General features: G+C 38.4%; 10 protein-coding genes and 1 riboswitch. Of the genes, 6 read left to right on the top strand and 4 right to left on the bottom strand.

All coding sequences use genetic code 11. From position 1 onward, the window contains the following. The first annotated feature begins 15 nt into the window (after window positions 1–15). The 3 genes from HV560_RS07985 (at window position 16) to torA (ending at window position 5724) form a co-directional block, all read left to right on the top strand. A complete protein-coding gene (locus tag HV560_RS07985) occupies window positions 16–1755 on the top strand; it encodes a LuxR C-terminal-related transcriptional regulator (protein WP_176812604.1) in 1740 nt (579 codons plus the stop codon). A 160-nt stretch (window positions 1756–1915) separates the two neighbouring features. Next, window positions 1916–3028: a NapC/NirT family cytochrome c gene (locus HV560_RS07980; RefSeq protein WP_176812603.1), complete on the top strand. Its 1113-nt coding sequence runs from the start codon at window positions 1916–1918 to the stop codon at window positions 3026–3028. Window positions 3029–3032: 4 nt separating this feature from the next. Next, window positions 3033–3219, top strand: a riboswitch (molybdenum cofactor riboswitch). An 18-nt stretch (window positions 3220–3237) separates the two neighbouring features. Then, window positions 3238–5724 carry a trimethylamine-N-oxide reductase TorA gene (gene torA, locus HV560_RS07975; RefSeq protein WP_176812602.1) on the top strand — a complete coding sequence of 829 codons (2487 nt, stop codon included), beginning with the start codon at window positions 3238–3240 and terminating at the stop codon, window positions 5722–5724. Between the two features lie 235 nt (window positions 5725–5959). Here torA and HV560_RS07970 read toward each other — a convergent pair whose 3' ends face one another. Further along, on the bottom strand, window positions 5960–6937 hold the full coding sequence (locus HV560_RS07970) for a calcium/sodium antiporter (protein WP_176808526.1): 978 nt from the start codon (window positions 6935–6937) through the stop codon (window positions 5960–5962). A gap of 112 nt (window positions 6938–7049) precedes the next feature. On the opposite strand from HV560_RS07970, the gene glnD reads away from it, so the two are divergent. Then, window positions 7050–9611 carry a bifunctional uridylyltransferase/uridylyl-removing protein GlnD gene (gene glnD / locus HV560_RS07965; protein WP_176808525.1) on the top strand — a complete coding sequence of 854 codons (2562 nt, stop codon included), beginning with the start codon at window positions 7050–7052 and terminating at the stop codon, window positions 9609–9611. A gap of 50 nt (window positions 9612–9661) precedes the next feature. On the opposite strand, the gene HV560_RS07960 is transcribed toward glnD, so the two are convergent. Next, a complete protein-coding gene (locus HV560_RS07960; protein ID WP_176812852.1) occupies window positions 9662–10057 on the bottom strand; it encodes a Z-ring associated ZapG family protein in 396 nt (131 codons plus the stop codon). A 294-nt stretch (window positions 10058–10351) separates the two neighbouring features. On the opposite strand from HV560_RS07960, the gene rplM reads away from it, so the two are divergent. After that, window positions 10352–10780, top strand: a complete 429-nt coding sequence (gene rplM, locus HV560_RS07955) for a 50S ribosomal protein L13 (protein ID WP_176812601.1) — start codon at window positions 10352–10354, stop codon at window positions 10778–10780. A gap of 15 nt (window positions 10781–10795) precedes the next feature. Then, on the top strand, window positions 10796–11191 hold the full coding sequence (rpsI, locus tag HV560_RS07950; protein WP_159629968.1) for a 30S ribosomal protein S9: 396 nt from the start codon (window positions 10796–10798) through the stop codon (window positions 11189–11191). Between the two features lie 60 nt (window positions 11192–11251). On the opposite strand, the gene HV560_RS07945 is transcribed toward rpsI, so the two are convergent. Beyond that, window positions 11252–11599 (bottom strand): VanZ family protein, encoded by a 348-nt coding sequence (locus HV560_RS07945; protein WP_176812600.1) that lies wholly within the window; start codon window positions 11597–11599, stop codon window positions 11252–11254. Window positions 11600–11694: 95 nt separating this feature from the next. Further along, entirely contained in the window at window positions 11695–13047 is a 1353-nt protein-coding gene (lysC, locus tag HV560_RS07940) for a lysine-sensitive aspartokinase 3 (protein WP_159629974.1), read from the bottom strand. Window positions 13048–13081 lie beyond the last annotated feature (34 nt).

Raw genomic sequence — 13081 nt, 5'->3', positions numbered from 1 at the left:
TATTTAGGAAACGGAATGAGTGAAAATAATCGATGGTCTTGCTTGATTAATAAGCAGGGTGATGTTTTAGAGTGGGAAAATAAAGCAGGGGTGCAATATTTTACGCAGTTAGAACAACTCTGCCGCTATGCTCAAGCGTTACTTTATTCTAATCAAACTTCGCTGTCTTTCTTTTATTGTCTGCCAAATCAATATTGGCTTAAAGTGTTGTTGAATCGCCATCAAGATTTTACGTTAATACAAGCAGAGCAAACTGAATTGCCTTTTGACATCAGTAAAAGGGAAATTGAACTATTAACTTTAATTAGCAGTGGGCTTAGCAATGAAGAAATTGCACATACATTGAACATCAGTAAGCGTACTGTGGGTAAACATATTGAACATATTTTTGCTAAAACAAATACCGAGAGCCGAACACTATTAGCGGTGTTTGCCATTACCGAGCATTTAATTTGCTTGCCAACCCCAGGTAATCTAGAAAAGTCTATTCTTGCTACCTTTAAAATTGAACAACTAGCTTTGCAATTTAAAAGCAAAAAACGACCGCTTGTAATAAATGAGCCTGCCGCTTTTTCGATTAATTGCTACAGTCATCGCCCAATTATGCTTGGCGTACCTTACGTAGAGCAAGGTATTGGTCAAATTGATACAAGAGAATTACTAAATGGCACACAACTTGCGGTAGAAAATATCAACCGACAAGGGGGGATTAATGGGCGAGAAGTACAGATTGCTACTGCTGGTTTTTGTGTAGAGAATAAATCCAGCATTCTTAATGCTTATAACACGTTGTTGGAACAAGACGTTGATGCAATTTCTACCGCCTATGCTTGTTATTTGCCCGAAGTTCACGAACTTATTGCAACGGAAGGTATTCCCTATTTGCATATTGCAACGCATAGTGGCTCTAATAAACTTGCTCAGAATTTGCCGAATAAACGAATTGAGAATATGTTCCAAGTTTGTGCAAGCGATGTCACTTATAGCTTGGGTATTCTAAATTTTCTGCAATATTACCGTTATTATTATGCAGATTTTATTCAAAACAAAACCGTCATAGTTGTTAGTGTAAAATGGCAAAAAGTCGATATTGGTATAGATAATTTATCAATCAATTTACGTAAACAAGGCTGGCATATTGAATATGTGGAGTTAGAACAGGCTAATACGGCTTATCAAGATTTGATGAAGAAAATTCACGATGCGGCTCCATCTATGATTGTGCTTGCTTCCTATTTTGCAGAAGATATTGTCCATTTTCATCAAGCCTTTATTGAAAATCCGACTAATGCAATTATTTACAGTATTTATGCACCTTCTGCTTTTTTACCTCACGAGCAACCTTGTGAAGGGGTATTATGGAGCACTAACAGTGGATTAAGCGATAACTATTTAGGCAGACAGTTCTGCCAATCCTATGAACAACTATTCGAACGAAAACCCACCTATTCGCAGGCAAGCATTGCCTATGATCAAGCAAATATTTTAGTAAATGCTTGGAAACAAAGCGTTTCCCCTCGTCATTTTAAAGCGGTTTCGAATATTATTCGCCAGCAACCACATTATGGCGTGAATGGCACCTATTATTTTAATACCGATAGTCAAATTGGTTTAACTTATCCAGAAACGAAAGATTTATCTATTAGCTTGCCACAATTAATTTATCAAATTCAGCAAGGTAGAAGTGCTGTTATTGCTCCAGCCCTATTTGCTGATTCACAGTTCATATTACCAAACTGGTTTTCTTATAAATAAATATGATTGAGGAAGCATTTTCTCATTTTTATTTACTATTTTTGCCTTAGATCAAACTTTATTAACTCTTTTGAGTTAATACGTATTTTTACTTATTGCAGATACCTCTAATGAGTTAATAAAATATGCCCGTCTTTAATTTTTAGTTAGTGGGAGAGTTATGTCTAAAGCGAAAAAAATAGTGGCTTTTATTGGTGTGATGGGGTTAGGAGCCATTTTGTTAGGTGGTTCTCAATATGCAATGAAAGCCACTAATTCAACAGAATTTTGCGTAAGTTGCCATTCAATGAGTCACCCTCAAGCAGAGTGGGAAGGGAGCGTACATTTTTCTAACCGTAAAGGCATTCGAGCAGAATGTTCGGATTGCCACGTTCCGCAAGATACCTTGCATTATGTAAAAGCAAAAGTAATAGCATTAAAAGATGTGTGGCACACTTTTGTGACTAACAAATTACCCGATCAGGAAGCGTATGAAGCTCATCGTCTTGAAATGGCTCAACGAGTGTGGAAAGAGATGAAAGCAAATGATTCTATGACTTGCAGAAGTTGCCATAGTTTTGATGCTATGGTGTTGTCAGATCAAAAAGAATCTGCTCAGAAGATGCACAAACTTGCACAAGAAACTAACCAAACTTGTATTGATTGCCATAAAGGTGTTGCTCATTTTATGCCAGATATTCAATTAGATAATGTCGCAGCAGGAGAATTATCAAAACACGGTGCAGAATTTACTACCAGTGATAAAACGCTTTACACGCTTGCGATGACCACGGCTCAACTTCCACAAGGAGGAGAAGTTCGGTTATTGCCTTATGCTGAATTACATCAGTGGAAAGAAGAAGGGGAGCAAGTAAAAGCGACAATTAAGGGCTGGCAACAAGAAGGAGCTGAATCTGTTGTATATATGGATTTAGGTAAACGCATTATGGTGGCGTTATTACCTGATGAGGCTCAAAGTAAAGTGAATATCGTAAACACGGTTTTTGATAATGTGACTAACTCGAATTGGAAAGAAATTAATGTTGAGATTATTGCGCCTAAAACTGCAGTAACCGCAAATATTATGGCATTAAATCAATTTGGAGATAATTTGAACCAAACCCATTGTAGTGGTTGCCATGCACCAATCGGAGCAGATCATTACACGGCTAATCAGTGGATTGGGGTAGTAAATTCAATGAAAGATCGAACATCAATGTCTGCAGATGATGTCAGAGCGGTCACTATTTATTTACAACGTAACGCTAAAGATATTGCAGGTAGTTCACATTAATTTTTAACTTAGAGGATACCGAGCTTGTGAACCTAAGTCTCTATGTGGGATATGGTAGCAAGCCGTAAAGATGCGAAACAAGCGGTCGTTTTTTGCGAAAATTTTGCAAAAAGATCTAGCAACTTTACCAATGGATAAGCGAGAAATGGTTTATCCACTCGACTTCAGAAAGGTGTCTATTTTTAACTTAACTTCAAATGAGGTTTATTATGAAAAAGCAAGACAATATTGACGTAAGTCGTCGTGGTTTTCTAAAAAAATCATCACTTAGCTTAGCTGCGGGTGCAGGTTTCGTAACCAGTACTACTGGCGTAGTAGGTGCATTAGCATCAACGAGTGCAAAAGCGGCCGAAATGAATGCGGTGCTAACGGCCGCCCATTGGGGGCCATTAGCCGTTGTGGTTGAAAACGGTAAAGTTGTGAAATCCGATTCTGCTATTGATATTTCTGTGCCAAATGAATTACAGCACGTTGTGGCTGATCAAGTTCACGGTGAAGCTCGTGTGAAATATCCAATGGTGCGTAAAGGCTACTTAGAAGGTAATAAAGATACCACCTTACGTGGGCGTGATGAATGGGTTCAAGTTTCTTGGGAAAAAGCCTTTGAATTGGTTCACGCAGGGATAAAATCTGCTCGTGATACATACGGTGCAACCAGTATTTTTGCAGGCTCTTATGGTTGGTATAGCTCAGGCTCATTACACGCTGCCCGTACATTATTACACCGCTATATGAACTTAACGGGTGGATTTGTTGGGGTAAAAGGTGATTATTCGACTGGTGCGGCTCAAGTTATTATGCCGCACGTGCTGGGTACTATTGAGGTTTATGAACAACAAACCAGTTGGGAGGTTTTACTTGAAAGTAGCGATATTATCGTGCTTTGGTCAGCAAATCCATTAACGACTTTACGTAATGCTTGGACATCAACCGATCAACAAGGTATTGAATATTTCAAAAAATTCAAAGAAACAGGTAAACGTATTATTTGTATTACGCCTGAACGTAATGAGTCAGCGGAATATCTCAATGCAGAATGGGTGCCTGTGAATACTGGGACAGATGTGGCATTAATGTTAGGTATCGCACATACTTTAGTGAGTGAAGATAAGCACGATAAAGCGTTTTTGAAAAAATATACGGCAGGCTATGATAAATTTGAAGAATACCTATTAGGCAAAACGGATAATCAGCCAAAAGATGCCGCGTGGGCAGCGAAAATTTGTGGTGTGCCAGCAGAAAAAATTAAGCAATTAGCCGCTGATTTTTCATCAAAACGCACGATGTTAATGGGGGGCTGGGGTATGCAACGCCAACGCCACGGTGAACAAACTCACTGGATGTTAGTTACCCTTGCTTCAATGTTAGGTCAAATTGGATTGCCAGGTGGAGGGTTTGGGTTAAGTTATCATTATGCAAATGGTGGTGCACCAACTGCAACTGGCGGGATTGTTGGTGCAATATCGGCAAATATAAGTGGTGATGTAGGCGAAAAAACGTGGTTAGATGATACGTCAAAAGCGTCATTCCCATTAGCCCGTATTTCAGATGCGTTACTCAATCCAGGTAAAACTATTCAATATAACGGAACAGAAATTACCTATCCAGATATCAAAGTGATTTATTGGGCAGGCGGTAATCCATTAGTGCATCATCAAGATACTAACACAATGGTAAAAGCCTGGCAAAAACCAGATTTAATTGTGGTGAACGAATGTTATTGGACGCCAACCGCTCGTATGGCAGATATATTATTACCAGCAACAACCAGTTATGAGCGTAATGACTTAACAATGTCGGGTGATTATTCAATGATGAATATTTTCCCAATGAAACAAGTTGTTGAGCCACAATTTGAAGCGAAAAGCGATTACGATATTTTTGCTGAGCTTTCTAAACGTGCTGGCGTAGAAGATAAGTTTACTGAGGGGAAATCAGAAATGGATTGGCTCAAGGGCTTCTATCAATCCGCTTTTGATGCAGCACGTAAAAACAGAGTTATTATGCCGAATTTCGATAAGTTCTGGGCAGAAAATAAACCAATTACATTTAAAGTAAGTGATAAAGCGAAAAAATGGGTGCGTTATGAAGAGTTCCGTAATGATCCATTGCTCAATCCATTAGGTACGCCATCGGGAAAAATTGAAATATTCTCAGATGTGATTGCTAAAATGAATTATGATGACTGTCAAGGCTATCCAAGTTGGATGGAACCAGAAGAGTATGCGGGTAATGCAACGGCTGAAGCACCATTGGCTTTAGTTACCCCTCATCCTTACTATCGCTTACATAGCCAGTTAGCACATACTTCATTGCGTAACAAATATACCGTAAAAGATCGTGAACCTATGTTAATTCACAAAGATGATGCCGCTGCTCGTGGTATTGCTGATGGTGACATTGTTCGCGTGTTTAATACCCGTGGTCAAATTCTAGCAGGTGCAGTTGTTACAGAGGGTATTATTAAAGGCACGGTCGCTATTCACGAGGGGGCTTGGTATGATCCAGCAGATGCAGGTCAAAGTGAAAAACCACTGTGTAAATTTGGTTGCCCGAATGTGTTAACACGTGATGAAGGCACATCAAAATTAGCACAAGGTAACTCACCAAACACGGCAATAGTACAAGTTGAGAAATTTACAGGACAAGCACCAGAAGTAACGGTCTTTAAAGAGCCTAAATATACGAAAGCTTAATTGATTGCATAAAAGTACCACGTTTTGTCTGCACCCCAAAAGTTGAAGTTAACCAACTGATTAAGGTGCAGATTTTTAATGTGGGATCAACCAATAATCATAATGAAATCAATCGGTACTGTTCTTGGTAAGAGGCAAACTTGCTCTCCTGAACTTAAATTACTTGTCATACAAGCGGTCAAAAACGGCAAATATTTTGCAACTTAAGCACAGGGGATTTTCATTTATATTAGAATCAGATAGCTGTTTTAAACAGATAGAGGTTATAGCCAATATACGCGGAGAAAAGTAACAGACCTTCTATGCGGTTAATTCTCCCACCTTCTGGTCGGCGATAAATATTGATACCATAAATAAAGAGTAAGAAAGTTAAAGCGGACATCGTAATAATATCACGATAGAATATTTCTGCTGTGACTTGCATTGACTCAATTGTCCCTGCAATCCCTACAACGGCAAGGGTATTGAATAAATTAGAACCGATAATATTACCTAATGCTAAATCTACTTCGCCTTTACGGGCTGCAGCAATTGATGAGGCAAGCTCTGGTAAAGAGGTGCCTATAGCGACAATGGTTAACCCGATAACTAAGTCGCTTACACCGAAGAATTTGGCTACTTCAACCGCTCCCCAAACTAAAAATTGAGAACTCACCACTAAAAGTACTAACCCAATAATGAGCCATAGAATCGATTTTTTTAAGCTCATTGCTGAACTATCAGCTAATTGTGCATCAACATCTATTGCTAACGCATCATTTTTATTTCTCATAGAGATAATAATTGTCCAGACCATATAAGCCAAAAATATAGCAAGTAAAATAATCGCATCTAAGAGAGTAACATTCGCATCGTAAAGTAAATAAGCAGAAAGTAGAGTCACTGCCATTAAAATGGGTAACTCTTTTTTCAACACGTCAGAGTTTACCCGTAGCGGTTTAATTATGGCGGTTAAACCTAAAATAAGGGCAATATTAGTAATATTTGAGCCATACGCATTACCGAGAGCAATACCAGGTACGCCATTTAACGCCGATGAAGCTGAAACAATCATCTCGGGTGCGGATGTACCAAAGCCAATTACGACAATCCCGATGAGTAACGGAGCCATACCAAAATGGCGAGCTACTGAGGCAGCACCATCAACAAATCGATCGGCACTCCAAACTAGCACAAGTAAGCCGCCAATAATGGCTATAAGAGCAAAAGTCATAAATTATCCTTCTATGTACAAAGAAATGGCATTATAGCTTGTTGCCTAAAAATAAATATAGGCAAAGCAAAATAAATCGCCTATTATTTTGAAAAACTTGGACAAATAAACAATGAAAGATAACGAATTAAAAACGCTTTTAGCTGAATTTACGCAACAGCAGAAAGCTGCATTTTCAAACACGGATGTACTAGAATTAATTGCCGAACGTAGTCGCTTTTATGATGAAATTTTGCATACACTTTGGCAAGAATATGGATTAGAAAAACGTGAAGATCTTGCTTTATTAGCCGTTGGCGGATATGGGCGGGAAGAAATGTTTCCGCTCTCTGATCTGGATATTTTAGTGCTAACTGAAAAGCCGTTAGATGAAAGCACTCAACACGTGTTGAATGAATTATTTAATGTACTTTGGGATAGCAAATTACAACTTGGCTCAAGTATCCGAACTATTGAGGAATGTATTGAAATTGGCAGGGCTGAAATTTCGGTTGCGACTAATATGCTTGAGGGCCGTTTTTTATTCGGCAATCATCAGCTCTGGCTCAATTTAAAAGAAGCAATATACCAACCCGATTTTTGGGACATTCAGGCATTTTTTAAAGCTAAAATGGACGAAAAAAACGCTCGTTATGTCCGCTATCATAATACCAGCTACAATCTTGAGCCTGACTTAAAACATAGCCCTGGCGGGTTAAGAGATCTCAATTTGATCTCGTGGATTATGTTACGCCAATACGGCGTGCATTCATTTTTAGATTTGCTCAATAAAGGCTTGCTCTATTACGAAGAATATAAGGAATTAACCGCAGCACAAGCGGTGCTTTTTCGGATGCGTTTTGCACTTCATTTACAACTCAAACGTTATGATAACCGCCTGAGATTTGATAGACAGCTCCAATTAAGTGCATTTTTAGGCTATCAAGGTGAGGGAAACCAAGCGGTTGAAATGATGATGAGAGATTATTTCCAATCGACAAAATCCATTTCTCAACTTAGCCAATTACTGCTTAATAGTTTTGAGCAAGCCCATTTATTGAATTTGCAAAAAATGGGGCAAAAACAACCGCTTGATCGGCATTTTTATCAACAAAATCAGATGTTGTTTGTTGAAGATCGCCGCATTTTCAGAAATCAGCCAACGACCATATTGGATCTTTTTTTCCATATGACGCATTTTCCGCAATTAAATGCGAGTGCTGATACGTTAAGACAATTACGTTTATCTCTCCAGCAGCAAGAGCAACCACTTTGTGAAGATCGGGAAATGCGAGAAAAGTTTGTTCAGCTTTTTAATCAGCCTAAAGTGGTATCTAGAGCTATTTTACCTATGCACCAATTAGGTTTCTTGGCGGCCTATTTGCCACAATGGAAAGGGATTGAAGGATTGATGCAGTTCGATCTTTTCCATATTTACACGGTAGATGAACACACCATTCGAGTTATGCTGAATTTGGAGCATTTTACTGAAAATGCTAAAAATTCGGCTTTTCCGCTCTGCCATACATTATTTTCACAGTTATCGAATAACCACGCATTGATTTATATTGCCGCACTTTTCCACGATATTGCGAAGGGAAGAGAGGGTGATCACGCTAAGGTAGGGGCTGGTGATATGAGTGCGTTTGCCGAATTACATCACTTTAATCAAGAGCAAACCGACTATATGGTATGGCTGGTGGAAGAGCATTTAACAATGTCGATTACTGCTCAACGGCGTGATATTCACGACCCTGAAGTTGTGCGTACATTTGCAAAAAAAGTGAAAAATCAGACCGCTTTATCTTCACTACTTTGTTTGACCGTTGCTGATATTTGTGCAACGAGTGGAAGTTTATGGAATGATTGGAAAGCCTCACTCTTTACGCAACTATACCAATTCACCTTAAAACAACTCGCTGAAAATTTAGACTACGAAGCAGTAGCGAACGAGCATCGCTTACAAGCTTTAGAGCTAATGAAGTTTATGCTTTCGCCGAATGAGCGTAAAATCTTAGCTGAATTTTGGCAGCCTTGCCCACAAAGCTATTTTTTACGCCATACCCCGACTCAGTTGGTCTGGCATACCTTAAGTTATATCAAAAATCAAAAATTGCCAATGGCATTGATAAGTAATGAATGTGCAAGAGGGGGGACAGAAATTTTTGTGTGTTGCCAAGATCAACCCCAGCTTTTTGCTCGTATAGCACAGTTATTAAGCCAAAAGAAAATCAGTATTCACGATGCACAAATTATTACTAGCGAAAATGGATTAGTGTTGGATAGCTTTATTGTCACCGAGCGTAATGGAGCGGACTTAACGAATGAAAGAAGTCTGCAAATTCAGCGATCGCTCATTAAAATGTTAGGAATGCCGAATAATCACGTTAAATTTATTAAAAAGCCCGTTAAACATTCATCATTTAAACGCAAAACTAGACTACGTTTTCTTCCAGCAACATCAAAAAAACAAACTGAATTTGAACTATTTACGCTTGATAGAGAAGGCTTATTAGCACAAATTGGTTATATTTTTAATCGCCTTAATTTGAATTTGCTAAATGCGAAAATTACTACAATTGGAGAGAGAGTAGAAGATTTCTTTGTCGTAAATAATGCTAAAGGGCAGGCGTTATCCGAGCAAGAGCAATTTGCACTTCAAGAAACAATAATCAGCGAATTAGAGAGTGAATAGAAAAACCGCTTGCCGTTAATAACTACAAGCGGTCATTTTTTCGATAAATTTTACGATTTAAGTAAACCAGATGAGCCTTCAGAATAATCTCGTGGCTGATCTTCGCCTGTCTTTTTAGGCTGAGTAGGCAATTGGGTTTGTTGGAAAAAGGGAATGTTTTTGGCATTTTCAGGCAATAGTTTTTCAGAACTTTGGGCTAAGTGTGCATAAAGTTTTTTATAATCTGTTGCTAAAGTGGAAAGTAACTGAGCGGATTGTTCAAAATGTTTCTCAAGTTGTTGATTTTTTTCATTAATATCTGCTTTTGCCAGTTTAAGTGTTTGCTCTAATTCGTGTTGTTTCTTAACATTACTATTAAATGCACGTACTAGAATAGCACCTAGTACAGCACCAACAATAAATGCAGCAGCAATCGCTATCCAAATATCGCTTGTCCATTGTTCCATCATAAGCTCCTCATATTTTAAGTAGTAAAATTTATGACTGTCTTTTTAACACTTCAGATTTTATTTGAAAAGCAGCAAATGATTAAAATGTGATATAGGCTTAATTTTAACGAATAAGTCTAAAAAATATTAGATTTTGGTATAAAAAATCTGTATAATCGTGCCACCCTGTTTTGCTTGGTTTTCCCGCCAAGTAGTTTGGTCAGAACTGACTCGAAGGGGTTAGATTCTACCGTCATAGGTAATTCCTTTTTAGGAATTGGGTTATAAACTTTAAATTTTGGTATTTAATTAATGAAAACTTTTGTAGCAAAACCAGAAGCCGTTCAACGTGACTGGTATGTAGTAGATGCGACAGGTAAAACTTTAGGTCGTTTAGCTACTGAATTAGCACGCCGTTTACGCGGTAAACATAAAGCTGAATATACTCCGCACGTAGATACAGGTGATTACATCATCGTGATTAACGCAGAGAAAGTAGCAGTAACTGGCAAAAAAGAAACTGATAAAATCTACTACTGGCACACTGGCTACGTAGGTGGTATCAAAGATGCAACCTTCAAAGAAATGATTGCACGTCGTCCAGAAGCAGTGATCGAGATCGCAGTTAAAGGTATGTTACCTAAAGGTCCTTTAGGTCGTGAAATGTTCCGTAAATTAAAAGTTTACGCAGGCAACGAACATAACCACGCTGCACAACAACCACAAGTTTTAGACATCTAATCACGGAGCAGAAAAATGACAGTAGCAAATCAAAACTATGGCACAGGTCGCCGCAAAAGCTCTTCAGCTCGTGTATTTATCAAACCGGGCAATGGTAACATTACCATTAACCAACGTTCTTTAGAGGTTTACTTCGGTCGTGAAACTTCACGAATGATCGTTCGTCAACCATTAGAATTAGTTGAATTAACAGATAAATTAGACCTATACATCACAGTAACTGGTGGTGGTATTTCTGGTCAAGCAGGTGCTATCCGTCACGGTATCACCCGTGCATTAATGGAATATGATGAAACTTTACGCCCAGCACTTCGAGCAGCAGGCTTTGTTACTCGTGATGCTCGTCGCGTTGAACGTAAAAAAGTGGGTTTACACAAAGCACGTCGTCGTCCACAATACTCAAAACGTTAATTATATTTTCGTTTTCAAAAAAGGGCAGGGTTTCCTGCCTTTTTTTATTGCAATTTGAAGTTATTTTTTATAGATATATTTTACAATTAATAATGCTGTTCCTGCACCAATCAGATCAGCCACTCCATCTAACCAAGAGCCTTGTCGGGTTTCAGTAAAATTAGCTTGTCCCCATTCTGTTCCAAAAGCGTAAATGAATGCAAAAATTATCAACCCTAAATAGGGTACGGCTTTACTGGATTGAATAAATGCTCTCGCCGCCAACCAAATTTGTATAAAGAAAATAGCGAAATGCCCTATTTTTTCAATATGTGGAAAAGGTGGTGGGTTGCCCCCATTTTCACGAAAAATCAGCGCATAGATACTAACAACAAGCCAAATTATGGCTAATAGAGTATATTTATTCATCTTTAAATTTAAATGTATTTTAGAAAGGATAGGCGAACAAGCGGTCGTTTTTAGCAAAAAATTTACTAAAAATAACCGCTTGCAGTGTAGATTGATTACTCAAACAAGTTTTTGTGTAATGCACGAACAGCATCGTCAGCTTCACTATTTTTGATAAGCATACAGATATTGTTACTGCTTGCACCATAGCTGATTAAGCGAATATTATAATTCTCAAGAGTATGGAATAATTTTTTTGCTACGCCTGATTGGTGGTGTAAGTTATTACCAATAATGGCGACTAATGCTAAATCATTTTCAACTTGAACATTGCAATAAGCATTGAGCTCATCAAGTAATTCGGCAGATAACATTTCTGTGCCAGAAGAGGCTGATCCTGTTTTGTCTAGTGTGAGAGATACGCTTACTTCTGAAGTAGTAATGACATCAACCGAAATTTTATGTTTTGTTAAAATAGTAAATAGATTTGCTAAGAAACCTTGTGCGTGTAGCATTGAAAGGCTTGAAAGTGTTAATAAAGTTTGGTTACGACGTAGCGCTATTGCTCGGAAAGTCGGGCGGGGTTGAGGATCACGTGTTACCCAAGTCCCATTTTGTTCAGGGGCTTTGCTTGACCCCACGTAAACAGGAATATTGCTACGTACGGCTGGTAGTAATGTGGCTGGGTGAAGTACTTTTGCTCCAAAGGTTGCCATTTCTGCTGCTTCGTTAAATGCCATAGTATCAATACGTTGTGCATTTGGTACAACACGTGGATCAGTAGTATAGATGCCGGGAACGTCTGTCCAAATTAAAACATCATTTGCATTTAATACCTCAGCTAATAATGCGGCAGAGTAGTCTGAGCCTCCACGCCCTAAAGTAGTGGTTTTACCTTCATCATCACGGCCAATAAAGCCTTGTGTAATTACAATTTTGCCAGATTCGATAAGCGGTTTGATTATCTTGTCAGATTGCTGTTGGGTTTTTTCGTCATTTGGTGTGGCTTTGCCGTAGAAATTATTTGTCGCCACAACGTCACGCACATCTACCCATAATGCTGGGTGTCCACGTTCAATTAATAATTGAGTGAATATTTTTGTGGACATCATCTCACCGTGACTAATTAATTCATCACTTAATGCGGCAGAAGTAGCAAGGCTTGCTGATTCGGCTAATGCTTCTATATGCTCTAATAACTCGTTAATTTCAGCACGTACGTTATCTTGCTGTTGTAATTTTTCAATAATATTGTATTGAATTTGGCGTACTGCTTTTATGATTTCATCACGTTTTTCTTTTTCACAACCATTTGCGAGTTCAACTAAATAGTTTGTAACTCCCGCAGAAGCAGAAAGAACGACCACCCGAGTGTTTGCATCAGCAATCACGATATTAGCAGACAAAGTCATTGCATCAAAATTGGCAACACTTGTACCACCGAATTTAGCCACAGAAAGATGAGACATAAAAATTTCCTTAAATAGATTGAGATAATATTGT

Source organism: Mannheimia pernigra, assembly GCF_013377995.1.
In the GTDB taxonomy this organism is placed as follows: Bacteria; Pseudomonadota; Gammaproteobacteria; order Enterobacterales; family Pasteurellaceae; genus Mannheimia; species Mannheimia pernigra.
This window is presented reverse-complemented; position numbering and strand designations above follow the sequence as displayed.

Bases quoted from the DNA above. Each gene is read 5' to 3' on its own strand.
- HV560_RS07985 (WP_176812604.1), top strand. From the start codon at position 16: ATGAGTGAAAATAATCGATGGTCTTGCTTGATTAATAAGCAGGGTGAT.
- HV560_RS07980 (WP_176812603.1), top strand. From the start codon at position 1,916: ATGTCTAAAGCGAAAAAAATAGTGGCTTTTATTGGTGTGATGGGGTTA.
- torA (WP_176812602.1), top strand. From the start codon at position 3,238: ATGAAAAAGCAAGACAATATTGACGTAAGTCGTCGTGGTTTTCTAAAA.
- HV560_RS07970 (WP_176808526.1), bottom strand. From the start codon at position 6,937: ATGACTTTTGCTCTTATAGCCATTATTGGCGGCTTACTTGTGCTAGTT.
- glnD (WP_176808525.1), top strand. From the start codon at position 7,050: ATGAAAGATAACGAATTAAAAACGCTTTTAGCTGAATTTACGCAACAG.
- HV560_RS07960 (WP_176812852.1), bottom strand. From the start codon at position 10,057: ATGGAACAATGGACAAGCGATATTTGGATAGCGATTGCTGCTGCATTT.
- rplM (WP_176812601.1), top strand. From the start codon at position 10,352: ATGAAAACTTTTGTAGCAAAACCAGAAGCCGTTCAACGTGACTGGTAT.
- rpsI (WP_159629968.1), top strand. From the start codon at position 10,796: ATGACAGTAGCAAATCAAAACTATGGCACAGGTCGCCGCAAAAGCTCT.
- HV560_RS07945 (WP_176812600.1), bottom strand. From the start codon at position 11,599: ATGAATAAATATACTCTATTAGCCATAATTTGGCTTGTTGTTAGTATC.
- lysC (WP_159629974.1), bottom strand. From the start codon at position 13,047: ATGTCTCATCTTTCTGTGGCTAAATTCGGTGGTACAAGTGTTGCCAAT.